Origin of the sequence: Thermomonas sp. LB-4, assembly GCF_036409385.1 — a bacterium.
Lineage (GTDB): Bacteria > Pseudomonadota > Gammaproteobacteria > Xanthomonadales > Xanthomonadaceae > Thermomonas.
Genome location: NZ_JAXOFT010000015.1, coordinates 1 through 24,630, shown reverse-complemented (window position 1 = coordinate 24,630; position 24,630 = coordinate 1). Strand labels below are relative to the sequence as shown.

Genomic DNA, 24,630 nt, shown 5'->3' with positions numbered 1-24,630 from the left:
CTTGTCTTCCCGCTACGAGGCTAACCGATTTTGCCGTCGTGTGAAGCTTCGCCTGCCAAACGCGCCATTCGCTGGGCATCGGCCAGCACCCCGCGCAACAGCCGGATTTCAGCGGCGTCGAGGTTGGCGCGCAGGTACAGCCGGCGCAGCTTGCGCATGGCCGACTCAGGCGCCCGCCCCTTGTGGAAGTCGATCTGGTCGAGTGTTTCCGCCAGCTGGCCGAACAAGCCCTCCAGCTCGGCGTGCGACGCGGCGCCATCACCCGGCGGCGGCGTGCGCGCGGCCTCCGCAGTGGCAACGCCTGCGCCGGCGCCGTCCAGAAGGGCGCAGCGCAGCTCGTAACTCAGCACCTGGACGGCGGCGGCCAGGTTGAGCGAGCTGAACGCCGGGTCGGAAGGAATGTGCACGGCCGCGTGGCAGAGCTGCAGCTCGTCGTTATCCAGGCCGGTGCGTTCGCGACCGAACACCAGCGCCACCGGGCCGCTGGTCGCGGCCTGCAACGCGCGGGCCGCGGCATCGCGCGGGTGCAGCGGCTCCAGCTGGATGCGCCGGTTGCGCGCAGTGGCGCCCAGCACCCAGCGGCAGTCCGCCACCGCCTCGGCCAGGGTGGCGAAGACCGGCGCTGCTTCCACCAGGTCGTCGGCACCGGCGGCCATGGCCTGGGTATCGCGGTCTGGCGCCTTCTCGGGCGCGACCAGCACCAGCCTCGACAGGCCCATGGTTTTCATCGCCCGCGCCGCGGAACCGATGTTGCCGGGGTGCTGGGTGCCGACCAGGACGATGCGCAGCCGCTCAGCCAGCGCGGGATTGGATGGTGCATTCATGTGCGAATGGTAAACTTTGCAACCCGGCCGCTGCGCCGGGATTTGCTCTTTTCCGCCGTCGCCCCCTCCACCTCACTCGATCGAGGCGCTTTCGCCATGCAAAAACCCGTCGTCAACGTCATGGTCAAGGCAGCCCGCGCGGCCGGCGGCGTGCTGCTGCGCAACATGAACCGGCTCGATGCGATCAACGTCATCGAGAAGGATCGCCTCGACTACGCCAGCGAAGTGGACGAGCAGGCCGAACAGGCGGTGGTCAAGGAACTGCGCCGCGCATTCCCGGACGCGGGCTTCCTCGGCGAGGAAGGCGGTGCGCAGGGTCGCAAGGGTGGCGCGCTGTTCGTGATCGACCCGCTGGATGGCACCAGCAACTACCTGCACGGCTTTCCGCACTGGTGCGTGTCCATCGCCATGGTGGAACAGGGCGAGGTGCAGCACGGGGTGATCTTCGACCCGCTGCGCAACGAGCTGTTCACCGCCAGCCGCGGCAGCGGCGCGGTGCTCAACGACCGCCGCATCCGCGTGTCCGAGCGCAAGGACCTCAACGGCGCAATGCTGGCCACCGGCTTCCCGCCGCGCGAACGCGCCACCGCGCCGGCCCAGCTGGAGTGCGTGCGCGAACTGCTGCGCAGCGCCGAGGACATCCGCCGCACCGGCTCGGCCGCGCTGGACCTGGCCTACGTGGCCTGCGGCCGCAGCGACGGCTACTTCGAGGCCGGCTTGAAGCCGTGGGACATCGCCGCGGGCGTGCTGCTGGTGCGCGAGGCCGGCGGCCGGGTCAGCGACTTCAAGGGCGCCCAGACCGGTCCGCTGGATGCGCGCGGCATCCATGGCCGCCAGCTGCTGGCGGGCAACCAGAAACTCAGCCTCGAGCTGCAGAAGGCGATCGTGCAGTCCGGCTACGCCGCCGCGTTCGCCTGACCCCGGCGCCCGGCACCAACGCAAAAGGCCGCGCATCGCTGCGCGGCCTTTTGCGTTGTGCTGCCCCGCCCCGCCGAGGCGGGGACAGCAGGACTTTCACGGACGGCGCGCCAGCTCGGCGTGGTCCTTGGCCTTGGGCATCAGGTCCTGCTTGGTCACCCGCAGCGGCCCCATGGTCAGCAGCGCGCCCGAGATGAAGATCGAGGACAGGGTGCCGATCACGATGCCGATCATCTGCGACTCGGCCATGCCGCGCAGCGAATCGCCGCCATAGAGGTACAGCGCAAGCACAGTCAAGAACGCGACCACCGAGGTGATGACGGTGCGCGACAGCGTCTGGTTGACCGACTTGTTGAGCACCTCCACGGGATCGGCGCGCAGGCTGCGGAAGTTCTCGCGCACGCGGTCGAAGACCACGATGGTGTCGTTGATCGAGAAACCCATCACCGACAGGATGCCCGCCAGCACGTTGAGGTCGAACTCGTGGCCGGACAGGGCAAACCAGCCGAAACAGACCACCACGTCATGCATGGTGCCGATGATCGCGGCGATCGCGAACTTCTTCTCGAAGCGGAGCGAAATATAGGCCAGGAAGCCGATGATCACGAACAGCACCGCGTACACGCCGTTCAACGCCAGGTCCTTGCCGACCTGCGCACTGATCACCGAGCTGCTGCGACGCTGCGCCGGGTTTCCTTCCAGCGACGCGGCCTTCGCGACCGCATCGCCGATGCTGGTGGCCTTGTCCGCGCCCCCCTCCTGGGTGCCGCCGGCCTGCAGCCGCACCAGCAGGTCATTGCCGCTGCCGAAGTTCTGCACCTGCGCGCCTTCGAACCCCGCGGCGTCGAGCTGCTGGCGGACCGCGTCGACGTCGGGCGCCTTGTCGTACCGCAACTCCACGCCCACGCCGCCGGTGAAATCCAGCGCGAAGTTGAAGCCCTTGGTCGCCATCGCACCCAGGGCAACCACCATCAGCAGCACCGCCACCGACAGCGATACCCAGCGCATCCGCATGAAGTCGATGCTGCTGTCGTACGGGAACACATTGAATGGTTTCATCTTGCGTGCTCCTTAGATCGCGACCGACTTGATCTTGCGCTTGCCGCCGTAGATCAGCGTGGCGATGCCGCGCGACACCGAAACCGCGGTGTAGGCGGAGGTGATGATGCCGAGCATGGTGGTCATGCCGAAGCCCTTCAGCGGGCCGCTGCCGAACGCGAACATCGCGAGGCCGGCGAGGAAGGCGGTGACGTTGGCGTCGAGGATGGTGCCGGACGCGCGGTCGTAGCCTTCCGCGATCGCTTTCTGCGGTGGCAGCCCGTTCCGCAACTCCTCGCGTATGCGCTCGTTGATCAGCACGTTCGCGTCCACCGACATGCCCACGGTCAATGCGATGCCGGCGAGTCCGGGCAGGCTCATGGTGGCGCCGATCAGCGACATCAGCGCGAACACCATCAGCAGGTTGATCAGCAGCGCGAGGCAGGTGATCAGGCCGAACACCCGGTAATAGATCAGGAAGAAGATCAGGGCGAAGACGAAGGCGAACCCAACCGCCTTCAGGCCGCGATCGATGTTCTCCTTGCCCAGGCTGGGACCGATGGTGCGCTCGTCGACGAAGTCCATCGGCGCCGCCAGCGCGCCGGCGCGCAGCAGCAGGGCCAGGTCCGAAGCCTCCTTCATGCTCTCCAGGCCGGTGGTCTGGAACTCCTTGCCCAGCGTGCCCTGGATGGTGGCGACCGAGATGACCTGCTCGTTGGTCCTGGTGGTCAGCACTTCCCGACCGTCGACGAGCTTCACTTCGGGGATGCGCTCGATGTAGACCACCGCCATCGGCTTGCCGACGTGGGCGCTGGTGTAGTCGAACATGCGCTGGCCGCCAACCGCGTTCAGGCGCACGCGCACCGCGGGGGTGCCGCTCTGCGAATCGAAGAACGAGGACGCGCTCTGCAGCTGCTCGCCGGTGGCGATCACGCGCTTGTTCAGCAGCACCGGCAGCGGCTTGCCGTCCGGGCCGATTTCCTTGCGGGCATAAACCCGCGCCTCGGGCGGCACGTTGCCGGTGTCGCGCGCCTCGACGGCGTTGCCCTCGACCACGCCGCGGTACTCCAGGGTCGCGGTGGCGCCGAGGATGCGCTTGGCCTGGGCGGTGTCCTGCACGCCCGGCAGCTGCACCGCCACGCGGTCGGCGCCCTGGCGCTGGATGATCGGCTCGGCCACGCCCAGTTCGTTGATGCGGTTGCTCAGCGTGCCGATGTTCTGCTGCACGGCGTCGGTGAGGATCTTGTCCAGCTCGGCTTCCGGGATGCGCACGTTCAGCGTCTCCCCTTCTGCTTCGATCTGGTAGGTCGGCATGTCGCGACCGATCAGGCGGCGCGCCTCGGCCAGGTTCTGGCCCGCGGCCAGCTTGGCGACCACCGTGCCGCCGGCGGTCGGTTCCACCGAGATGTAGCGGATGCGGTTGTCGCGCAGCAGGCTGCGGATGTCCTCGGCGGTGGCCTCGAAGCGCTTGGTCAGCGCCGCCTGCCGGTCCACCTGCATCAGGAAGTAGACGCCGCCGCGCAGATCCAGGCCGAGGAACATCGGCTTGGCCCCGATCCGCTGCATCCATTCCGGCACTGTCGAAGCCTGGTTGAGCGCCACCACGTAGCTGCTGCCAAGTTCGTCACGCACCACCTCGGCGGCCTTGCTCTGCGCCTGGTCGGAAGCGGTGCGGACCAGCAGGTTGCCCTCGCGATCGATCTCGGTGCCGATAGTGGCGACGCCTGCCTTCTTCAGGGCAGCCTCGACGCGCGCCTGCAGCGCGCCGTCTACCTTGGCGCCGCGGTTGGCGGTGATCTGCACGGCGGGGTCCTGCGGGAACGCGTTCGGTGCCGCGTACAGCAGGCTGAGCGCAAGCGCCAGCGCCATGATCAGGTATTTCAGCCGGGAATATTCGAGCATCGCACTACCCCGCACGCACCGGAGCGGCGCGCGCTGCGTTCAACGGAAAAGGATCAGGCGGACTTCAGCGTGCCCTTGGGCAGGACGCTGGCGATGGCACCCTTCTGCACGCGCAGCTGCACGCCGCTGGCGACTTCCACCGTGATGAAGGCGTCGCTCAGGGCGACCACGGTGCCGGCGATGCCGCCGCTGGTGATGACTTCGTCGCCCTTCGCCAGCTTGTCGAGCATGGCCTTGTGTTCCTTCTGGCGCTTCATCTGCGGGCGGATCATGAGGAAGTACATGATCGCGATCAGGATGACCGGGAACAGCAGGGTCGACATCATGCTGGGGGCGGCGGGCGCGCCGGCGGCCTGGGCATGGGCAACGGGGATCAGGAAATCGAGCGGGTTCATCGGGAATCCGTGGTCAGCGAAAACGAAAGGGCTGGCCGAGGCCAGCCGGGGATTATGCCATGTCCGGGCCCGCCCCTCCCCTGCCGGAAGGACCGGCCGGGGAGGCGCTTCGCCGGGTCCCAGGCCGCCCGCGCGAAGCGGAAGCGTGGTGTCAGCCGCGGCGGGCCGCGTAGAAGGACTCGCGGAAGTCGGCGAAAGTTCCCGCCGCGATGGCCTCGCGCATCTGCGCCATCAGCCGCTGGTAGTAGCGCAGGTTGTGCAGGGTGCCCAGCACCGGGCCCAGCATCTCGTTGCAGCGGTCCAGGTGGCGCAGGTAGCTGCGGCTGAAGCCGCCGGCGCAGGCCACGCAGTCGCAGCCCTCCTCGATCGGCCGCAGGTCGTGCTCGTACTGGCTGTTGCGCACGCGCACCACGCCGGTGGACGTGAAGAAATGGCCGTTGCGGGCGTTGCGGGTGGGCATCACGCAATCGAACATGTCGATGCCGCGCGACACCGCCTCCACCAGGTCTTCCGGCCGGCCCACGCCCATCAGGTAGCGCGGGCGGTCCTGCGGCAGCTGCGGGCAGGTGTGGTCGAGCATGGCGTTGCGCTCGTCCTCGCTCTCGCCCACCGCCAGCCCGCCCACGGCATAGCCGTCGAACCCGATCTTCTGCAGGCCCTCCGCCGACAGCGTGCGCAGGTCATGGTGCACCCCGCCCTGGACGATGCCGAACAGCGCCGCGTCGTTGCCTTCGTGCGCCTTCTTGCTGCGCTCCGCCCAGCGCAGCGACAGCTCCATCGACTTCTCGACCACCCGCCGGTGCACCGGCTGGCCGTGCTTGTCGTTCACCGGCGGGCACTCGTCGAAGATCATCACGATGTCGCTGCCCAGCACCTTCTGGACGCGCATGGATTCTTCCGGGCCGAGGAACACCTTGCGGCCGTCGATGGGCGCCGCGAAGGTCACGCCGGCCTCGGTGATCTTGCGGCGGTGCGCCAGGGAGAACACCTGGAAGCCGCCGGAGTCGGTCAGGATCGGCCCGTCCCAGCGGGCGAAGCCGTGCAGGCCGCCGTGCGCCTCGATGACCTCCAGCCCCGGCCGCAGGAACAGGTGGAAGGTGTTGCCGAGGATGATCTGCGCACCCAGGTCGCGCACCTGCTGCGGCAGCACGCCCTTGACCGAGCCGTAGGTGCCCACCGGCATGAACGCGGGCGTCTCGATGACCCCGCGCGGGAAGGTGATGCGGCCGCGGCGGGCGGCGCCGTCGGTTTTCAGGAGATTGAAGTGCATTCGGCTCATCGGGGATCCTTCACGCCGTCATTCCCGCGAAGGCGGGAATCCAGTTCTTCGCTGTGATTGACACGTTCGTATTCCGGAAAGGCGATAGCAGGGGCTCGATTCCCGCCTTCGCGGGAATGACGGGCAACAGCATTCGCGGGAACGACGGACAACAGCACTCAAACGCCAGCATCTTCAGGCCACAGCAGCATCGCATCGCCATAGCTGAAGAACCGGTAGCGCTGGCGCACCGCGTGCTCGTAGGCGGCGAACATCCGCTGCTTCCCGGCGAACGCCGACACCAGCATCAGCAGCGTCGATTCGGGCAGGTGGAAGTTCGTCATCAGCGCGTCGATGGCGCGGATCCGGTAGCCCGGATAGATGAAGATGCTGGTGTCCCCGGAGAACGGGCGCAGCTCGCCGTCCACTAGCGCGCTCTCCAGCGCGCGCACCACGGTGGTGCCCACCGCGATCACCCGCCCGCCGGCTGCGCGGGTGCGCCGCACCTGCTCCACCAGCGTCGCGCCGACGTTGATCCATTCGCTGTGCATGCGGTGGTGGTGCACGTCGTCCACCCGCACCGGCTGGAAGGTGCCGGCGCCGACATGCAGGGTCACGTGGCCGAACTCGACCCCGCGCTCGCGCAGCGCATCCAGCAATGCCTCGTCGAAATGCAGGCCGGCGGTGGGCGCGGCCACGGCGCCGGTCTCCCGCGCGAACACGGTCTGGTAGCGCTCGGCGTCGGCCGCATCCGGGCGGCGCTCGATGTAGGGCGGCAGCGGCAGCTGGCCAGCGTGCTGCAGCCACGCCTCCAGCGGGCCATCGACATGGAAGCGCAGCTGCCAGAAGCCGTCATCCAGGCGCGCCAGCACCTCCGCCTCGCCGCCGGCGTCCAGCGCGATCCGGCTGTCGATTTGCGGCGGCTTGCTCACGCCCAGCTGGGCGCGTGCCTCGTTGCCGGGCAGCAGCCGCTCGATCAGGATCTCGACCCGCCCGCCCGTGGCCTTCGCGCCGAGCAGCCGCGCCGGAATCACCTTGGTGTCGTTGAACACCAGCAGGTCGCCGGCGCGCAGCAGCGTCGGCAGGTCGCGCACGTGCATATCGGCGAACGCCGCGCCGCCCGGCGGCACGTGCAGCAGGCGGCTGGCGGAGCGCTCGGGCAGCGGCGCCTGCGCGATCAGCTCGGGCGGCAGGTCGTAGTGGAAATCGGAGGTCTTCAACGGCATGCGGGGCGGTTCGGGACCGCGCATTGTAGGGGGGCCCCGCGGACGCCGCCCGCCGGGTCAGCGCTCGAACTTGGTCGACAGGACGATCGAGGTATTGGTGCGCTCCACCCCATCGATGACGCCGATGCGGTCGGTCAACACGTCCATTTCGCCCACCGTGGACGTCACCGCCAGCGCGATCAGGTCGTTGTCGCCGCTGATCGAATACAGCACGCGCACCTCGTGCATGGCCTGCAGCGCCTTCACCACCGCGGTCATCTGCTTGGGACGCAGGGTGATCAGGATGTGGGCGCGGATGCGGCTGCGCTCCAGCTCGTCGTCGATGCGCACGGTGTAACCGCGGATCACCCCCTGCTGTTCCAGCCGGGCGATGCGGTTCTGCACGGTGGTGCGCGACAGCCCCAGCCGGCGGGCGATGTCGGCGGTGGCGGCGCGGGCGTCCTCGCGGAGCAGGGACAGCAGCTGTTCGTCGGCGGGAGAAATTCGCATATCGCCGGATGATAACGTCGATCCGCCCAATTTGCTCGGCGGACAAGGCGAATCCACCCTACCGAATGACGCCAATCCCGCCATAATGTGGGTTTCGCCAGCCGCGGACCCGCGGCCCGGCCCTGGACGGGAGACCCTCATGAGCCTGATCGATACCCTCGCCCCGCTGCGCGCCCACGGCAAAGCCCGCACGCCTGGCCTGGACGACGCCGTCATCCTCGACTTCGCCGCGCGCGACCCGCAGCTGGGCGAAGCCGTTGCCGCGGCAGTCGCCGAATATGCGCGGGTCCGCGACGAGTTCCCGGAGCTGCTGGCGCTGGACGAGGACGCGCAGGCCGCGCAGGTGCAGGCCGACTTCGTCAACTTCTACGCCGCCGACGCCGCCAACCCCTACGTGGCGCTGACCGCGCGCGGCCCGTGGATCGTCACCCTGAAGGGCGCGGTGCTGTACGACACCGGCGGCTACGGCATGCTGGGCCTGGGCCACGCGCCGCAGGCGGTGCTGGAGGCGATGGCCAAGCCGCAGGCGATGGCCAACATCATGACGCCCAGCATTTCCCAGCTGCGCTTCACCCGGGCGATGCGCCGGGAGATCGGCCAAACGCGCGCATCCGAAGAAGGCGGCGGCTGCCCCTACGCCGCCTTCATGTGCCTGAACTCCGGTTCGGAGTCGGTGTCGCTGGCTTCGCGCATCGTCGACACCAACGCCAAGACCCAGACCGACCCGGGGGCCCGCCACGCCGGCAAGGCGATCAAGCGCCTGGTGGTCAAGGGCGCCTTCCACGGCCGCACCGAGCGTCCGGCGCTGTACTCCGACTCCAGCCGCAAGACCTATCTGCAGCACCTGGCCAGCTTCCGCGGCGAGGATTCGGTGATCACCGTGGCGCCGTACGACATGGACGCGCTGCGCAAGGTCTTCAGTGATGCCGACGCCAACGGCTGGTTCATCGAGGCGATGTTCCTCGAGCCGGTGATGGGCGAAGGCGATCCGGGCCGCAGCGTGCCGGTGGACTTCTACAACCTGGCCCGCGAGCTGACCCGCGCCCACGGCGGCCTGCTGCTGGTGGATTCGATCCAGGCCGGCCTGCGCGCCACCGGCTATCTGTCGATCGTGGATTACCCCGGCTTCGAGCAGGCCGAGGCACCGGACATGGAAACCTATTCCAAGGCGCTCAACGCCGGCCAGTACCCGCTGTCCGTGCTGGCCGTGACCCAGCACGCCGCCGAGATCTACAAGCGCGGCCTGTACGGCAACACCATGACCGCCAACCCGCGCGCGCTGGACGTGGCCTGCACCGTGCTGGACGCGCTGACCCCGGCGCTGCGCGCCAATATCCAGCAGCGCGGCCGCGACGCCATCGCCCTGCTGGAAGCGCTGAAGGCGGAGCTGAACGGCCCGATCACCAAGGTCCAGGGCACCGGCCTGCTGTTCTCCTGCGAGCTGACCAAGCAGTTCAAGGGCTACGGCGCCGGCTCCACCGAGGAATGGATGCGCGAGCACGGCATCGGCGTGATCCACGGCGGCGAGAACTCGCTGCGCTTCACCCCGCAGTTCGCGGTCACCAGGGAGGAACTGGAACTGGTGGTCGCCGTGGTCAAGCGCGCGCTGCTGGAAGGCCCGCGGGTGACCCGCGCCGCGGCCGCCTGAGCCGCGCAGGCCAGCGGCACGACGCAACGGGGCGGCCTCTCGGCCGCCCCGTCTGTTTTTGCGCCGACCATCCCGTTAGGCTGGCGGCATGAAAACCCACGTCGTCGATCATCCCCTGGTCCGCCACAAGCTCGGCAAGCTGCGCGACATCGCCACCGACCCGGTGCTGTTCCGCCAGCTGGCCGGCGAAGTGGCCAGCCTGCTGGCCTATGAGGCCACCCGCGACCTGCCAACCGAACCGGTGACGGTGCAGACCTGGGCCGGCCCGCTGCACGTGGAGCACGTCCGCAGCGAGAAACTGACCCTGGTGCCGATCCTGCGCGCCGGCCTCGGTTTCCTGCCCGGCGTACAGGAGTTGCTGCCGGCGGCGCCGGTCAGCGTCATCGGATTGCGCCGCAACGAGACGACCCATCAACCGGAAGGCTATTACCAGCGCCTGGCCGATCGCATGGACGCGCGTACCGCGCTGCTGATCGACCCGATGCTGGCCACCGGCGGCAGCGCCGCGGCGGCGATCACCCTGCTCAAGCAGGCGGGCTGCCCGCGGATCAAGTGCATCTTCCTGGTGGCCGCACCAGAAGGGCTGGCGGCGCTGGAAGCCGCGCATCCCGACATCGAGGTGTACGTCGCCGCCATCGACGAGCGGCTGGACGAGAACGCCTACATCCGCCCGGGCCTGGGCGATGCAGGCGACCGGCTGTTCGGCACCCCGGTGGATTGAGCAGGGCTCAGCGCAGCGCCAGCCAGAGCCCGGCCAGCGCCATCAGCAGGAACACCAGCCAGGTCAGCGCGGTGCCCCAGAAGCGGCCGAACGAATAGCCGCCGCCGCGCGACAGCCCCTGCGCGTGCAGCACCCGCCCCAGCAGCAGCGCACCGCCGAAGCCCCAGGTCAGCGCGGCAGGCAGCCCGCACAGTTCCAGCAGCGCCAGCACCAGCAGCGCGAACGGCGCGTGCTCGACGAAATTGCCGTGCACGCGGATCCTGCGCGCCAGCACCTTGTCGCCACCGTCGCCAAGGCCGATCTTGTGGGCGTGGCGGTGGCGGGAAATGGGCACCAGCAGGGCCAGCATCAGCAGCACGTGCAGGGCGGCGAACAGCAGGGTGATCTTCGGCATCGCGATGCTCAGGCGGACAGGCTGCGGGCGTGCAGCTCGGGGTATTCGTGGGCGGTACCGAAGCGCCCCTTTTCGTCGCGTACCACCTGCGCCAGCGCGCAGCCCGGGTCATGGGTGAAGAACAGGCGCACGTTGCGCACGAGCTTGTCCTCCAGGAACGCGCGCTTCTCGTCGATCAGCAGCTCGGCGTTGCGGTCGTAGCCCATGGTGATCGGCACGTGCACCCACGGCCGGCCGGGAATCAGGTCGGCGCAGAACACCACCCCGCCATGCGGCTGGCCCTCCACCGTTTCCGGGCCGACGATCTCCGCCAACATCAGCCCCGGCGTATGGCCGTCGCTGTGGTGGAAGCGCACGGTATTGCCCAGCGCCTGCGAGCAATCGCCCTCGACCAGCTCCAACCGTCCGCTAGCCTCCAGCAGCGCGGGCAGCTCGGGAATGAAGCTGGCGCGGTCGCGCGGATGCGGGTGCAGCGCGCGCTGCCAGTGCCGCGCGCCGACCACGAAGGTGGCGTTGGGGAACAGCAGCTCCGGCGCGCGGCCCTCCGCCCACGGCGCCAGCAGGCCGCCGGCGTGGTCGAAGTGCAGGTGCGAAAGCACCACCACGTCGACGTCCTCGTGGCTGAAGCCGGCCCGGCCCAGCGACTCCAGCAGCATGTGGCGATCTTCGACGACACCGTAGCGTTCACGCAGCGCCGGCGCGAAAAACGCGCCGATGCCGGTTTCGAACAGCACCGTCTTGCCGGCAAGCGGGCTGGCAAGCAGCGCGCGGCAGGCAAGGTCGATGCGATTGTGCGCATCCACCGCCATCCAGCGCTCCCACAGCGCGCGCGGCGCGTTGCCGAACATCGCGCCGCCGTCGAGCTTCTGCGAATTGCCCAGGATCGACCAGAGTTTCATCGCTGCAGTGTACGCCGCCCGCCCTCCGGGGGGCAGCGCCTGAGGGGGCGATCAGGGCTGCGCCAGGATCGCCGCCTTGCCTTCCGGATAGCGCGGGTCGCTGCCGCCGCGCAGGAGGTTGCCCGCGCGCACCCACTCCACCGTCTGCAGGTTGCCCCAGACGTGGCTGGAACCGCGGCCGCCCTCGGCTTCCGCCGGCGGCAGTTCGACGGTGTGGCCCATCGCCCGCAGCGCCGCCGCCACCTCGGCGGAAATCGCGCCGCTCTCGGCATCGATCACGTCCGGCAGCCACTGGTGGTGGTAGCGCGGCAGCGCCGCCACCTGCTGCGCGTCCAGCCCGGCATCAAAGCCGAGGATGCCCAGCAGCACCATGGTGATGATGCGGCTGCCGCCGGGCGTGCCCAGCACCACCACCCGGTCCTTCGATTCCATGAAGGCCGGGGTCATCGAGCTGAGCATGCGCTTGCCGGGCTTGGGGGCGTTGGCTTCATAGCCCATGACCCCGAAGGCGTTGGGCGTCCCCGGCTTGAGGGCGAAGTCGTCCATTTCATTGTTGAGCAGCACGCCGGTGCCGGGCGGCACCAGCCCGGAACCGAACAGCAGGTTCACCGTCTGGGTGGCGGCCACCCGGTTGCCTTCGGCATCGATGATCGAGAAGTGGGTGGTCTCCTCGTCTTCCAGCGGCGTGGGCTGGCCCGACAGCAGGTTGCTGGGGGTGGCCTTGGACGGATTGATGGTGGCGCGCAGCCCGGCGGCATAGTCGGCGCTGGTCAGCAGCCGCTGTGGCACCCGCACGAAATCAGGATCGCCCAGGTAGAAGGTGCGGTCGCGGAAGGCGCGACGCATCGACTCCACCACCAGGTGCACGCGCTCGGCCTCCGGCATCGCCTTGACGTCGTACGGCTCGAGGATCTGCAGCATCTGCGCCAGCGCGATGCCGCCCGAAGACACCGGCGGCGCGGTGGTGATGTCCCAGTCGTGGTAGCGGAAGCGGATCGGCTCGCGCTCCTTCACCGAATACCCGGCCAGTTCATCCAGCCGCCACTGCCCGCCCTGCGCGTTGACGCCGGCCACCAGCTTCTTCGCGGTGGTGCCGCGGTAGAAGCCGTCGAAGCCCTGGGCCGCAAGCCGCTGCAGGGTGGCGGCCAGGTCAGGCTGGCGCAGCAGGTCGCCCTCGGCGATCGGCCTGCCGTTCGGCGAAAACACCGCGCGGGTGCCGGGGTAGCGGTCCATCACCTTGCGCTTGGCCGCGTAGCCGCGCGCCATCCGCCCATACACGGGGAAGCCGTCGCGGGCGATGCGGATGGCCGGCGCCAGCGACTGCGACAGCGGCAGGCGGCCGTATTTTTCCGCCACGTGCACCAGCATCGCCGGCAGGCCGGGGATGCCCGCCGCCCACGGCCCGTTCTGCGCGCGGTCGCGGTCCAGATTGCCGTCCTTGTCGAGGAAGCGGTCAGGCGTGGCCGAGGCGGGCGAGGTCTCCCGCGCGTCCACGAACACGTCGCGCCCGCTCTTCGCATCGTGCAGCAGCCACAGCCCGCCGCCGCCAAGGCCGGAGCTGATCGGCTCGACCACGGACAGCGCCGCCGACACCGCCACCGCCGCGTCGAAGGCGTTGCCCCCCTTGCCGATCACCTCGATGCCGGCATCGGTGGCCAGCGTATGCGCGGACGCGATCGCCGCGCCGGGCGGGTGCGCGGCCGGACCGGCGGGAGCGGCGGTGGACGCCAGCGGCAGCAGCAGGGCGAACAGCAGCGACGCGACACGCTTCATCATTCCGTTACTCCTTGGGCACGCAGCCCGGCCAGCTTGGCCAGCAGCTGCTCCTGCGATTCCGGATGCTCCGGATCGGGGTCGATGCATTCCACCGGGCAGACCGCCACGCACTGCGGCTCGTCGAAATGGCCCACGCACTCGGTGCAGAGCGCGGGGTCGATCACGTAGATCTCCGGCCCCATCGAGATCGCCTTGTTCGGGCAGACCGGCTCGCAGACGTCGCAGTTGACGCAAAGCTCGTTGATCTTGAGCGACATGGGGTTCCATCGTGCCGGGCAAGGCCCGGGGCACCTGGCCGAACCGCGCCCGCCGTGCGGGCGCGGGGCGCCGGGCTTACTTCGCTTCTTCGAAGATGTAGTTGACGCCGGCCGGCTCGACCGCCGCCTTGACGCGCTCGCCCAGGATCGGGGTGCCGATGAAGACCACCTTGACGCCCTTCATGGTGCCCGGCGCGACCTGCTTGAACGCGGTCTCGATCATCTCGACTTCCTTCTCCGGCGCCGGCGAGGCGAACACCAGCATGTTGCCCTCGGTGATGCCGCGGCCCAGGTCCGTTTCCAGCTTCTCCAGCTGGCGCTCGTACTTGCCGCCGAAGTCCTCGGTATCGGCCTTGGGCAGGAAGTACACGAACGGGCTGTTGTTGATGCCGGCCATGTGCGGGGTCAGCTTGTACTGCAGGTAGGGCACCCAGTCCTTCTGCTCGCTGCTGGTCGGCAGCGGAACGGCGGCAACGGCCTCGGTTGTGGGGGCCTCTTCCTTCTTGCAGGCGGTGAACGGCAGCGCAAGGCAGGCTACGACGAGCAGGCGAGACAACATCTTCATGGGCTTTCCCCGGTGCATGGCAGTGGCGATGGATACAACGTCGGAGTGTGGCGTGCGGATCATGTCGACCCGCCCCGCCATTGCGCCTCGAGCGCCGCCGCGACCGCGGCGGGCACGAAGCCGGACACGTCGCCGCCAAGCCGCGAGATCTCCCGCACCAGCGACGACGAAATGAAACCGAATTGCTCGGCCGGGGTCAGGAACAGCGTCTCGACCTCCGGGATCAGGTGGCGGTTCATGCTGGCCATCTGGAACTCGTACTCGAAATCCGACACCGCGCGCAGGCCGCGCAACAGCACGCCGGCGCCGCATTCGCTGACGAAGTGCGCCAGCAGCGAACCGAAGCCGCGCACCTCCACGTTGGGGTGGTGGCCAAGCGCTTCGCGCGCCAGCGACACCCGCAGGTCCAGCGGTAGTGCCGGCCCCTTGGTGGGGCTTGCAGCCACGCCGACGACGAGCCTCTCGAACAGCGGCGCCGCCCGGTTCACCAGGTCCAGGTGGCCGTTGGTGATCGGGTCGAAGGTGCCGGGATAGACCGCGATGCGGGCCGCCGCGCTCATGTCGTCAAGGGTTCGCCGCGTTCAGGATGCCCGGAAGTGTAACCCGCCGGTACAGGGCATAGCGCACGTCGCGGGTCGCGCTTTCGCGATGCAGTGCCCAGTCCGCGGGCAGTTGCGGCGCGTGCCCGGCCGGACTTTCCACGTACATCCACGCGTCCGCCGCCAGCCGGGCCGGCAGCAGCGCCAGCACCGCCGGCCACAGCCCGGCCGCGAACGGCGGATCGACGAAGGCGATGTCCCACGGCTCGGCGGCGTCCTCGCCCAGGAAGGCCAGCGCATCGCCACGCCGCACCGCCACCCTGCCCTGCGCATCCAGCCGCGCCGCGGCATCGGCCAGTGATTGCGCCAGCGCGCCGTCGGCCTCCACCAGCTGCACATGCGCCGCGCCGCGCGACGCCGCTTCCAGCCCCAGCGCACCGCTGCCGGCAAACAGGTCCAGCACCCGCGCGCCCGGCAGCACCGGCTGCAGCCAGTTGAACAGGGTTTCGCGGACGCGGTCGGAGGTCGGCCGCAGGCCGGGCCGGTCGGGCACCGGCAGGCGCGTGCCGCGCCACTGCCCGGCGATGATGCGGACGCTGCCGACGCCGCCCGCAGGCTGCTTGCCAGGGCGCGCGTTCATCGGGGCGAATGGGGGGCGGGTGCTAACATGGCCGCCATTCTCCGACATTCCCACGGCCTCATGGTCAGCTGGTTCCGCCGCAAGAAACCCGACGCGCAAACTCCCACGCCGGAAGCGGCCCAGCCCCCTGTTCCGAATGCCGCCGCGGCCGAAGCGCCGCTGGTTGCCGAGCTGTCGGCGCCTGCGCCGCTGCCGGAACCCGAGGTCGTCGAAGTGGCGGCTGCCGGACCTGCGCATGCCGAACCCGCAGCCGCCGGCAAGCCCGGCTGGCGCGAGCGCCTGCGCGGCAGCGCCTTCGCGCGCAGCTTCAGCGGCCTGTTCTCGCGCAACCCCAAGCTCGACGACGAGCTGCTGGACGAGATCGAAACCGCCCTGCTCACCGCCGACGTCGGCGTGACCGCCAGCACCGCGCTGGTGGAATCTCTGCGCAAGCGCATGAAGGCGCGCGAGTTCGCCGATGCCAACGCGCTGCTGCGGGGGCTGCGCGCCGACCTGGTCGCGCTGCTGCTGCCGGTGGCGCAGCCGCTGCAGATCGACGCGACGAAGAAGCCCTTCGTGCTGCTGACCATCGGCGTCAACGGCGTCGGCAAGACCACCACCATCGGCAAGCTGGCGCGCCGCTACAAGGACGAGGGCCGCAGCCTGATGCTGGCCGCCGGCGACACCTTCCGCGCCGCCGCGGTCGCGCAGCTGCAGGCCTGGGGCGAGCGCAACGGGGTGGCCGTGGTGGCGCAGGGCCAGAACGCGGATGCCGCCTCGGTGGCGTTCGATGCGCTGCAGGCGGCGAAGTCGCGCGGCGTGGACGTGCTGATCGCCGACACCGCCGGCCGCCTGCACACCCAGGGCGGCCTGATGGACGAGCTGGCCAAGGTGGCGCGCGTGCTGCGCAAGCTGGACCCCGAGGCGCCGCACGAAGTGCTGATGGTGATCGACGGCACCACCGGCCAGAACGCAATCAACCAGGTGCGCAAGTTCAACGAGAAGATCCCGGTCACCGGCCTGGTGGTCACCAAGCTGGATGGCACCGCCAAGGGCGGCGTGGTGTTCGCGCTGGCCCGCGAGTTCGGCATCCCGATCCGTTACGCCGGCATCGGCGAGCGCCCGGAAGACCTGCGCGTGTTCGACGCCGAGGCCTTCGTCGATGCGCTGCTCCCGGCCGAACTGGGGCGGGCCTGACCCGGCCGCGTGCGCCGCTGCGCACGCCCGCGCAGCGTCAACGGCCGATGCCACATGATGGGGCGCAATGGACGCCACCGCTGACCCGATGAAGCGCGCTCCGGGCGCGATCCCACGCAGGACCTTGCTGCGGCGGCTGCTGCGCATCGCGGCGGTCCTCATCGCCCTGCTGCTCGGCTTCCTGCTGCTGGCCGGCTGGCTGCTGCAGCCCGGGCGCGCGGGCGCGACGCTGTTGTCGCTGGCCGGCAATGCGCTGGGCCTGCAGCTGCGCGCACAGGGGGTCGACTACCGCCTGCGCGGCACCCCCCAGCTGGTGCTGCGCGAAGTGGAAGCCAGGCGGCCCGGCGACAGCGCCGCACTGCTGAAGGCGCGGCGCGCGTTCGTCTCGCTGCCCTGGCGCACGCTGCGCACCCGCGGCGCCGACCTGACCGTGCAGCGCATCGAGCTGGACGCGCCGGTGCTGGATGTCCCCGCCCTGCAGCGCTGGCTGGCCACGCGCCCGCCCGGCGGCGAAACCCGCATCCCCGCGTTGACCGACGGCCTGCGCGTGCGCGAAGGCCGCATCGACAACGACGACTGGCGCATCGACGGCCTCGACATCGACCTGCCCGCATTGCACCCGCAGCGCCCCCTGCGCGCGCAGGTGCGCGGCCGCTACAGCGATGCGCCGCTGTCGATCCCCGCTGACCTCGCCATCACGGTGACCCATCCGCAGCGCCTGCTGTCCGGCTTGCCCACCGGCGTGGCTGGCGTGGGCACGCTGACCCTGGCCGGTGCCGGCTGGCGGGTGCCTGCGCAGGTGTATCTGGCCGGGCCGCTGCGGCTGGGCAAGGACTCGGCGCTGATCAAGCCGGCCAAAGTCGGCATCGCCGGGCGCTACCGCTCGGGCTCCACCAACGCGCCGTTCCGGCTGGGGCTGCATGGCCCGATGGCTTTCAACAACGCGACGTGGCGCTTCGTGCCGGTGACGGTGGTGCTGGACGGCGATGGACAGGTACCGGACGCGCGGGCGCGCGGCAGCGTGTCGGCGGGCCGGCGCCTGCGCCTGCACCTCGACGGCGCACTGGCAGGATGGCCGCAACAATGGCCCGCGCTGCCGGCGCCGCTCTCGGCATCCACCTCGCCGCTACCGTTCGCGCTGGACTACAACGGTGCGATGGCATTTTCCGACGCCGCTTCGCTGTCGCTGCGGCGCGATGCCACCGCGCTGGATGCGCGCTTCCGCCTGCCCGAGGTGCTGGCATGGCTGGATGCAGGCAACCACGGCTCGCCGCTGCCGCCGCTGGTCGGCACCCTGTCCGCGCCCAAGGTCGAAATCGCGGGCGCGACGCTGGAAGGCGTGGAGTTGGAGCTGGGCGAACAATGAGCGCGCGCGCATCGGCCGCCCGAGATCGATCCGGCCAGCACCCGGCGGCAGACCCTTCGCCCACGCAGCCAGCGCACGGCCGCGTCGATGGCGAAATCGCCGCGCGCCTGCTGGCATGGTTCGACCGCCACGGCCGCATGGACCTGCCTTGGCAGCATCCGCGCACGCCGTACCGGGTCTGGCTCAGCGAGATCATGCTGCAGCAGACGCAGGTGTCGGTGGTGACCGGCTACTTCAACCGCTTTGTAAGCGCCCTGCCCGACCTGCCGGCGCTGGCGCGCGCGCCGCAGGACGAGGTGTTGGCGCTATGGTCGGGGCTGGGCTATTACGCCCGCGCGCGGAACCTGCACGCGGCGGCGAAGCTGTGCATGGAGCGCCACGGCGGCGACCTGCCGCGCGACCTCGACGCGCTCGTCGCCCTGCCCGGCATCGGCCGCAGCACCGCCGGCGCGATCCTGACGCAGGCATGGGGCGATGCCGCGCCGATCCTCGACGGCAACGTCAAGCGCGTGCTGTGCCGGCTGTTCGGCATCGATGGCTGGCCGGGCACGCCAGCGGTCGAAAAGAAGCTGTGGTCGATCGCTGGATCGCTGTTGCCGGGTGCGCGCCTGGCCGACTGGACCCAGGCGCAGATGGATTTCGGCGCCACCCTGTGCACCCGCGCCAACCCCGCCTGCGCGATCTGCCCGCTGCAGGACGCCTGCACTGCCCGCCGCGAGGGACGCATCGCCGAACTGCCCGCCGCCAAGCCGGGCAAGCCGCTGCCGCAGCGCGAGACGCAGATGCTGATCGCACAAGATCCCGAAGGCCGCGTGCTGCTGTGGCGGCGCCCGCCGACCGGCATCTGGGCCTCGCTGTGGTCGCTGCCGCAGCATGAAGGCGTCGATGAGGCGCAGGCGTGGTTCCAGCGCCACCTCGACGGCGACTTCGCCGGCGCGCGCGCCCTGCCCGCGCTCGACCACGGCTTCACCCACTTCCGCCTGCGCATCCACCCGCGGCTGATCGCCGTCAACGGCCCGCGCGCGGCCATCGGCGATAATGCCGACCTGCGCTGGGCAAACCGCGCGGAACTCGCCGCGATCGGCCTGCCCGCGCCGGTGCGGAAACTGCTTCAGGAGCAAACGGAATGACCCGCAAGGTGCACTGCGTGGTGGACGACATCGACACCGACGGACTGGACTTCCCGCCGTGGCCGGGCGAAGCCGGCAAGCGGGTCTTCAACGAGGTCGGCAAGCCGGCCTGGCAGCGCTGGCTGGCGCACCAGACCATGCTGATCAACGAGAACCGGATCTCGCCGATGAACCCCGAACACCGCGCTTTCCTGGAAGCGCAGATGGTGAAGTACCTGTTCGAGGGCGGTGCCGCCAGGCCCCCGGGTTACGTGCCGGAAGCCTGAGCCTCGGCTTTCTCGCGCAGCGCCTTCTCGGCCGCCCGCAGGGCCTTCACGTCGAGCGGGCGGATTTCCTGGATCAGGCAGCTGAGCTGGTTGCTGCCGGGAGCGACCACCTTGTCGAACGTGGAAAGGGTCATCCCGCTGAAGGACGACAGGCCGAGGAACGGCGAGCCGCTGCTCCATTGCAGGCAGGGCCCGGACAGGCGCAGCAGCCAGCTTTCGTTGGGCCGCATCTGCAGCACCACGTGCTGGTCGTCGATGCGATCCCAGCCCATCGGGTCGACATAGCGGATCTGGTTCACTGGGGCGCCGGCATGCTGCTGGTACAGCGCCAGCCGTTCGGTATCGCTGAGCCGGCCGGTGGCGCAACCCGCCAGCCCCAGTGCAAGTGCCGCGGCAACCATCGCTTTCATGGCGTTCTCCTGACCGGTGGATAGCGCCATCCTCCCCCACCGATGCGGAACGCCTGCTTAGCGGCTCCAGCCGGGCCTGCGGCTGCCGCGCGGGAAATGGCTTGCCCAACCGGCCGGCGATCCGTATCATGCGCGGCTCGCAACACAGCATGGCTCGGTAGCTCAGTTGGTAGAGCAGGGGATTGAAAATCCCCGTGTCGGCGGTTCGATTCCGTCCCGAGCCACCATTGCAACGCCCAGTCCTCGTCCGGCTGGGCGTTCTGCTTTGTGGACATCCGCCGGCCGCCGCCCGCGCCGGAGCGAGGGCCGCCATGACCGCCAGCAACCATTCCCTGCACGGCTGGGACAGCGACCAGATCGCCCTCTATCGCCCCCGCCTGGAGGATGCGGACGTGGCCGCAGTGCTGGCGCGCTTCCCTGAACTGCACGGCCCGGCGCAGATCCTCTGGCGCAGCCCGCGCCCGTTCTCAGCGGTGGCACGGGTCCGCACCCCGGCGGGCGAGGTCTTCGTCAAGCGCCAGCACCAGCGCGTGCGCACGCTGGCGGCGCTGGGCGAGGAACACGCCCTGCTCCAGCACCTGCGCAGCCGCGCCATCCCGGTTCCGCGGGTGCTGGCCGACGCGGCCGGCATGACCGCGATCCCCGCCGGCGAGTGGGTGTACGAAGTCCATGCACCGGCCGCCGGCCTGGATCTCTACCGCGACACCCCCTCGTGGACGCCGCTGCGCGAGCTCGGCCATGCCCGCCACGCCGGCCGCATGCTGGCGCGCCTGCACCGCGCGGCGGCGGACTTCGACGCGAGGCAGCGCAGCGCCACCCTGCTGGTCGCCCGCGACGACGCCCTGCGCGCGCCCGACCTGCATGCAGCCATTGAAGCCCAGACCGCCTGGCGCCCCGGCCTTGCGGCCTACCTTGCCGGCCGCGACGGCTGGCGCGAGGAACTCGCCCCGCTGGCGGCGCGCCACCGCAGCCTGCAGCCGCGCCTCGCCGGGCTGCCGCGGCTGTGGACGCACGGCGACTGGCATGCTTCCAACCTCTGCTGGGCCGGCTCGGACGCGGACGCCGAGGTGGCCGCGGTGCTCGATTTCGGCCTGTGCGCCCCGACCTTTGCCCTCTACGACCTGGCCACCGCCATCGAACGCAACGCCGTGGCCTGGCTGCAACTGGAGCGCGGGATGGACGCGGCCCACCCAGACACGGCACGCGCGCTGGTCGGTGGCTATGCCGAAGTGCTGCCGCTGGCGGACGCGGAGCGGGTCCTGCTGGCCGACCTGCTGCCGCTGGTCCAGATCGATTTCGCGCTGTCGGAAATCGACTATTACCAGGGCGAGTTCGGCGCGCGTACGCAGGCGGACCAAGCCTGGGAAGGCTTCCTGCTGGCCCATGCGGCCTGGTTCGAAACGCCGCCAGGACTGGCTTTGCTGGCGGCGATCCGCCCACCGGCCTGAGCAGCGTCTGGCCCCCCGCCGCCTTTCATGGTCCAATTGGCGACTGAAGCGGGGGTGCCCGGCGTTGCCGGGCTGAGAGAGTCCCTTGGAACCTGATCCGGTTTGCACCGGCGTAGGGAGCTTGATTGGAACAGCCATGTCCCGCGCGGACGGCTGTTCGCCGTCGCTTCGCTCTCCCCCCTGAGACGACGACGATGAAATCCCTGCGCACCGCCCCCCTGCTGCTCGCCCTGCTGCCGTTGTTGGCCACCGCCGCGCCGGCCGACGAGGCCGACGGCCAGTCGAAGATCACCCGCCTCGCGCCGGTTCGCGCCACCACCGATGGAGACGACAAGCCGCGCGACGCCGGCATCGATGGTTGGGGCACCGCCACGCCGCGCGACACGCCTGCCGCGGTCCGTGTGGTCGGGCGCCAGCAGCTCGACGACCGCCAGGTGCGCACCCTGAGCGAACTGGCGCGGGAAGACGCCTCGCTGGGCGACAACTACGCGCCGGTCGGTTACTACCAGAACATCGCCATCCGCGGCTTCGCGCTGGACGCCGGCACCGGCTACCGCGCCAACAACCTGGCCATGACCGGCGAGCAGGCGATCGCGCTGGAAGACAAGCAGCAGGTCGAAGTGCTGAAGGGCCTGGCGGGTGTGACCGCGGGCGTGATGGAACCCGGCGGCGTGGTGAACTTCGTCAGCAAGCGCCCCGCCGAGGTGCGCGACCTGGCGCTGGGCACCGACTCGCGCGGCTCACGCTACGTGGCCGTGGACGTGGGCGGCTGGCTCACCCCCGGCTTTGGCCTGCGCGCCAACGTGGCGTGGGAGGACATGCAGTCGCACGTCCGCCACGCCGACGGCCGGCGCAATTTCTACGCGCTGGCCGCGGACTGGAAGATCGCGGCGGGCACCACGCTGGAGCTGGACGGCAATTACCAGACCAGCGCGCAGCGCTCGGTCTCGGGCTACCAGCTGCTGGGCGGCGTGGCGCTGCCGCAGGACCCGGATCCCAGCCTGATGCTGGGCTACCAGCCGTGGCAGCAGCCGGTGTCGATCCGCGCCAGCAACACCAGCGCGCGCCTGCGCCACGCCCTGGGCGAGGACTGGACGCTGCGCGTGGCCGCCGGCCGCAGCCGCAGCGTGATCGACGACAACGTGGCCTTCGCCTACGGCTGCTGGTACGTGGATGCCTGCTGGAGCGGCAGCCCGCCCTGGTACTTCGCGCCGGACGGCAGCTACGACATCTACGACTACCGCAACCCGGACGACACCCGCGTGGGCGACAACGCCCGCGCCAGCCTGGAGGGCCGCTTCCAGACCGGCGGCGTGGCGCATGCGCTCACCTTCGGCGCAAGCGCCTTCCACCGCAGCATCGACCGCCATCGCAACGTCAACGAATACGTGGGCAGCTGGAACATCGCCGATGGCGATCCGCCCGCCTTCGCGCCTTCGCCGGAACAGATCGGCCCCAAGGTGCGCCGCCTCGACAGCTGGCAGCGCAGCGGCTTCGCGATGGACCGCCTTGATCTGGGCGACCGCTGGCAGCTGCTGCTGGGCGCGCAGCTGGTGCGCCTGCACGAACGCGCCCGCAACAAGGCCGGCGCGATCGAGCGCGAGACCCGGCTGTCCGAAACACTGCCGCAGGCCGCGCTGCTGTGGCAGCCGGACGCGGCGACGCGCGTCTACGCCAGTTTCAGCAAGGGACTGTCGCTGGGCAAGGAAGCCCCCTACTGGACCAGCAACGACGGCGCGATGCTGGCGCCGCGGATCACCCGCCAGCTGGAAACCGGCGTGAAGTACCGCTGGAACGACCGGCTGGACGTGGACGCCAGCCTGTTCCGCATCCGCCAGCCCTATCAGTACGCGCAACCGGACGCATCGGCCGCCGGCTTCACCTTCGTCGAGCGCGGCGAGGAGGTGCACGACGGGCTGGAGCTGTCGGCCAACGGCCGCCTGACCGAGGCACTGGGCGTCAATGCCAGCGTGGCGCTGCTGCGCGCGCACGCGCAGGACACCGGCAACGCCGCATTCGACGGCCAGCAGGTGGTCAACGTGCCGCGGATGCGCGCCAGCCTGCACCTCGACTACGCGCTCCCGGCGATGCCGCAGCTCGCGCTGCTGGCCGGCTGGCGTCACGCCGCGGCCAACCCGGCCACCCCGGACGGCGCGGTGGAAGTGCCCGCCTACGACGTGTTCGACGCCGGACTGCGCTACCGCGGGCAGCTGCGCGAGCGCGCGTTCGTGGTGCAGCTGGGCATCGACAACCTGTTCAACCGCCGCTACTGGCGCGACACGGGCAGCTCGCTGGGCGACAACTACCTGTTCCCGGGCGCGCCGCGGCTGGCGCGGCTGACGGTTCGCGTGGGCCTGTGATCACCTTCCACGAAACCGCCGCGGCGGTGCTCAGCGCCAGCGCCGTGTGGCTGACCACGCGGCGCAGCCCCTGGTGCTTCCCGGTCGGGTTGCTGTCGGTTTCGGTCTACATCTGGGTGTACGCCGGCGCGCGGCTGTATTCGGAGGTGCTGCTGCAGTGCTTCTGGGTGGTGATGCTGGTGGCGGGCTGGCTGCGCTGGCTGCGAAACCTCGACGCCACTGGCCACGTTCTGGTGGCGCCCCTTGCCGGGCGCTCGGCCGGCATCCACCTGCTGGCGGGGTTGGCCGGCGGGCTGGCGCTGGGCTACACCATGCACACCTACACCAACGCCTCCCTGCCCTGGCTGGACGCCATGCTCACCGCGTTCAGCCTGGTCGGGCAGTTCTGGCAGAACCGACGCCACGTCGCGGCGTGGTGGATGTGGATCGCGGTGGACGTGGTCTACATCGGCATGTTCGTGAACAAGCAGCTGTTCGTCACCGCCGTGCTCTATATCGGCTTCGTGGGGCTTGCCGCCAAGGGCTTGCGCGATTGGCGGCGGGCGGCGCGACAGCAAACACGCGCGGGAGCCGCCGCGCAGGCGACGTCGGGCTGAGTTCTCAGAAGCCGTCCACGCCCGGCTCCCAGGGATCGGCCTCCAGCAGCATCGCCCGCAGGCCGTCATCGTCCATCGCAGCCAGCATGGCCATGGCTTCGGCCATGGTCGATACCTGCAGCGGACGCCGCCGGATCATGCCCGACTGCATCGGGCTGAAGACCAGCATGACGTTGCCGTAGGACCCGTCCAGCAGCGCCGCCTGCCAGTGCTGCCCGTGGGAATCGTCGAAACTGCGCATGCCTGCTGCCGAAGCGGATGACCGGCGACAGTCTAGCGCCACCACCCGCTCCGCACCGGCGGCGGCACATCGGGGCGGCGGATGCCGCCCAAGAAAAAAGGTTCATCTCCCAACTCCGGGGAATGCGGCGCGGATCTTGAGGAAGAAG

At 70.1% G+C, this 24,630-nt stretch carries 26 protein-coding genes, 1 tRNA gene and 1 riboswitch; of the genes, 11 read left to right on the top strand and 16 right to left on the bottom strand.

The window, feature by feature from the left end; all coding sequences use genetic code 11:
- Positions 1-20: 20 nt before the first annotated feature.
- Complete coding sequence (locus SPK54_RS10150; RefSeq protein ID WP_330947784.1) at positions 21-824, bottom strand: RNA methyltransferase; 804 nt, start codon at positions 822-824, stop codon at positions 21-23.
- A gap of 96 nt (positions 825-920) precedes the next feature.
- On the opposite strand from SPK54_RS10150, the gene SPK54_RS10145 reads away from it, so the two are divergent.
- Positions 921-1,742, top strand: coding sequence for an inositol monophosphatase family protein (locus SPK54_RS10145; protein WP_330947783.1), 822 nt, complete (start codon positions 921-923; stop codon positions 1,740-1,742).
- 96 nt (positions 1,743-1,838) lie between these two features.
- Here SPK54_RS10145 and secF read toward each other — a convergent pair whose 3' ends face one another.
- The 6 genes from secF to SPK54_RS10115 form a co-directional block, all read right to left on the bottom strand.
- Entirely contained in the window at positions 1,839-2,801 is a 963-nt protein-coding gene (gene secF, locus SPK54_RS10140) for a protein translocase subunit SecF (RefSeq protein WP_330947782.1), read from the bottom strand.
- Positions 2,802-2,813: 12 nt separating this feature from the next.
- Complete coding sequence (secD, locus tag SPK54_RS10135; RefSeq protein ID WP_330947781.1) at positions 2,814-4,682, bottom strand: protein translocase subunit SecD; 1,869 nt, start codon at positions 4,680-4,682, stop codon at positions 2,814-2,816.
- A 53-nt stretch (positions 4,683-4,735) separates the two neighbouring features.
- Positions 4,736-5,077: a preprotein translocase subunit YajC gene (gene yajC / locus SPK54_RS10130; RefSeq protein WP_330947780.1), complete on the bottom strand. Its 342-nt coding sequence runs from the start codon at positions 5,075-5,077 to the stop codon at positions 4,736-4,738.
- A 151-nt stretch (positions 5,078-5,228) separates the two neighbouring features.
- The gene (gene tgt, locus SPK54_RS10125) at positions 5,229-6,356 is read right to left on the bottom strand and encodes a tRNA guanosine(34) transglycosylase Tgt (protein WP_330947779.1); all 1,128 of its coding nucleotides are present in this window, start codon (positions 6,354-6,356) and stop codon (positions 5,229-5,231) included.
- A gap of 158 nt (positions 6,357-6,514) precedes the next feature.
- A complete protein-coding gene (gene queA / locus SPK54_RS10120; protein WP_330947778.1) occupies positions 6,515-7,561 on the bottom strand; it encodes a tRNA preQ1(34) S-adenosylmethionine ribosyltransferase-isomerase QueA in 1,047 nt (348 codons plus the stop codon).
- Positions 7,562-7,618: 57 nt separating this feature from the next.
- Positions 7,619-8,050 (bottom strand): Lrp/AsnC family transcriptional regulator, encoded by a 432-nt coding sequence (locus SPK54_RS10115; RefSeq protein ID WP_330947777.1) that lies wholly within the window; start codon positions 8,048-8,050, stop codon positions 7,619-7,621.
- A 139-nt stretch (positions 8,051-8,189) separates the two neighbouring features.
- Between SPK54_RS10115 and SPK54_RS10110 the strand changes: the two genes are divergently transcribed.
- Positions 8,190-9,698, top strand: coding sequence for an aminotransferase class III-fold pyridoxal phosphate-dependent enzyme (locus SPK54_RS10110; RefSeq protein ID WP_330947776.1), 1,509 nt, complete (start codon positions 8,190-8,192; stop codon positions 9,696-9,698).
- A gap of 88 nt (positions 9,699-9,786) precedes the next feature.
- Positions 9,787-10,419 carry a uracil phosphoribosyltransferase gene (gene upp / locus SPK54_RS10105; RefSeq protein WP_330947775.1) on the top strand — a complete coding sequence of 211 codons (633 nt, stop codon included), beginning with the start codon at positions 9,787-9,789 and terminating at the stop codon, positions 10,417-10,419.
- A gap of 7 nt (positions 10,420-10,426) precedes the next feature.
- Here the strand turns inward: upp and SPK54_RS10100 are convergent, their stop codons facing one another.
- The 7 genes from SPK54_RS10100 to rsmD form a co-directional block, all read right to left on the bottom strand.
- A complete protein-coding gene (locus tag SPK54_RS10100) occupies positions 10,427-10,813 on the bottom strand; it encodes an MAPEG family protein (RefSeq protein ID WP_330947774.1) in 387 nt (128 codons plus the stop codon).
- 8 nt (positions 10,814-10,821) lie between these two features.
- The gene (locus SPK54_RS10095) at positions 10,822-11,712 is read right to left on the bottom strand and encodes an MBL fold metallo-hydrolase (RefSeq protein WP_330947773.1); all 891 of its coding nucleotides are present in this window, start codon (positions 11,710-11,712) and stop codon (positions 10,822-10,824) included.
- Between the two features lie 51 nt (positions 11,713-11,763).
- Positions 11,764-13,488: a gamma-glutamyltransferase gene (gene ggt, locus SPK54_RS10090; protein WP_330947772.1), complete on the bottom strand. Its 1,725-nt coding sequence runs from the start codon at positions 13,486-13,488 to the stop codon at positions 11,764-11,766.
- Positions 13,485-13,745: a YfhL family 4Fe-4S dicluster ferredoxin gene (locus SPK54_RS10085; RefSeq protein ID WP_330947771.1), complete on the bottom strand. Its 261-nt coding sequence runs from the start codon at positions 13,743-13,745 to the stop codon at positions 13,485-13,487. The genes ggt and SPK54_RS10085 overlap by 4 nt, the downstream gene beginning before the upstream one ends.
- A gap of 76 nt (positions 13,746-13,821) precedes the next feature.
- Positions 13,822-14,310, bottom strand: a complete 489-nt coding sequence (locus tag SPK54_RS10080) for a hypothetical protein (protein ID WP_330947770.1) — start codon at positions 14,308-14,310, stop codon at positions 13,822-13,824.
- Between the two features lie 59 nt (positions 14,311-14,369).
- Positions 14,370-14,870 carry a pantetheine-phosphate adenylyltransferase gene (gene coaD, locus SPK54_RS10075; RefSeq protein WP_330947769.1) on the bottom strand — a complete coding sequence of 167 codons (501 nt, stop codon included), beginning with the start codon at positions 14,868-14,870 and terminating at the stop codon, positions 14,370-14,372.
- 4 nt (positions 14,871-14,874) lie between these two features.
- A complete protein-coding gene (rsmD, locus tag SPK54_RS10070) occupies positions 14,875-15,489 on the bottom strand; it encodes a 16S rRNA (guanine(966)-N(2))-methyltransferase RsmD (protein ID WP_330947768.1) in 615 nt (204 codons plus the stop codon).
- 60 nt (positions 15,490-15,549) lie between these two features.
- Here rsmD and ftsY point away from each other — a divergent pair, with 60 nt between their 5' ends.
- The 4 genes from ftsY to SPK54_RS10050 all read left to right on the top strand — a co-directional run bounded on the left by ftsY (position 15,550) and on the right by SPK54_RS10050 (position 19,427).
- The gene (gene ftsY / locus SPK54_RS10065; protein WP_330947803.1) at positions 15,550-16,665 is read left to right on the top strand and encodes a signal recognition particle-docking protein FtsY; all 1,116 of its coding nucleotides are present in this window, start codon (positions 15,550-15,552) and stop codon (positions 16,663-16,665) included.
- 67 nt (positions 16,666-16,732) lie between these two features.
- Complete coding sequence (locus tag SPK54_RS10060) at positions 16,733-18,031, top strand: hypothetical protein (RefSeq protein WP_330947767.1); 1,299 nt, start codon at positions 16,733-16,735, stop codon at positions 18,029-18,031.
- Positions 18,028-19,161, top strand: a complete 1,134-nt coding sequence (gene mutY, locus SPK54_RS10055; RefSeq protein ID WP_330947766.1) for an A/G-specific adenine glycosylase — start codon at positions 18,028-18,030, stop codon at positions 19,159-19,161. Before SPK54_RS10060 ends, mutY begins: the two co-directional genes overlap by 4 nt.
- The gene (locus SPK54_RS10050; protein ID WP_330947765.1) at positions 19,158-19,427 is read left to right on the top strand and encodes an oxidative damage protection protein; all 270 of its coding nucleotides are present in this window, start codon (positions 19,158-19,160) and stop codon (positions 19,425-19,427) included. The genes mutY and SPK54_RS10050 overlap by 4 nt, the downstream gene beginning before the upstream one ends.
- Here the strand turns inward: SPK54_RS10050 and SPK54_RS10045 are convergent.
- The gene (locus SPK54_RS10045) at positions 19,409-19,837 is read right to left on the bottom strand and encodes a DUF6491 family protein (protein ID WP_330947764.1); all 429 of its coding nucleotides are present in this window, start codon (positions 19,835-19,837) and stop codon (positions 19,409-19,411) included. The genes SPK54_RS10050 and SPK54_RS10045 overlap by 19 nt on opposite strands.
- A 151-nt stretch (positions 19,838-19,988) precedes the next feature.
- Between SPK54_RS10045 and SPK54_RS10040 the strand changes: the two genes are divergently transcribed.
- The 4 genes from SPK54_RS10040 to pnuC all read left to right on the top strand — a co-directional run bounded on the left by SPK54_RS10040 (position 19,989) and on the right by pnuC (position 24,241).
- Positions 19,989-20,064 (top strand) — tRNA-Phe (locus SPK54_RS10040).
- Positions 20,065-20,148: 84 nt separating this feature from the next.
- A complete protein-coding gene (locus tag SPK54_RS10035) occupies positions 20,149-21,285 on the top strand; it encodes a phosphotransferase (protein ID WP_330947763.1) in 1,137 nt (378 codons plus the stop codon).
- 40 nt (positions 21,286-21,325) lie between these two features.
- Positions 21,326-21,421: riboswitch (TPP riboswitch) on the top strand.
- Positions 21,422-21,479: 58 nt separating this feature from the next.
- Positions 21,480-23,645: a TonB-dependent siderophore receptor gene (locus SPK54_RS10030; protein WP_330947762.1), complete on the top strand. Its 2,166-nt coding sequence runs from the start codon at positions 21,480-21,482 to the stop codon at positions 23,643-23,645.
- A complete protein-coding gene (gene pnuC, locus SPK54_RS10025; RefSeq protein ID WP_330947761.1) occupies positions 23,642-24,241 on the top strand; it encodes a nicotinamide riboside transporter PnuC in 600 nt (199 codons plus the stop codon). The genes SPK54_RS10030 and pnuC overlap by 4 nt, the downstream gene beginning before the upstream one ends.
- A gap of 4 nt (positions 24,242-24,245) precedes the next feature.
- Here pnuC and SPK54_RS10020 read toward each other — a convergent pair whose 3' ends face one another.
- Positions 24,246-24,482: a hypothetical protein gene (locus SPK54_RS10020; protein ID WP_330947760.1), complete on the bottom strand. Its 237-nt coding sequence runs from the start codon at positions 24,480-24,482 to the stop codon at positions 24,246-24,248.
- Positions 24,483-24,630: the final 148 nt, after the last annotated feature.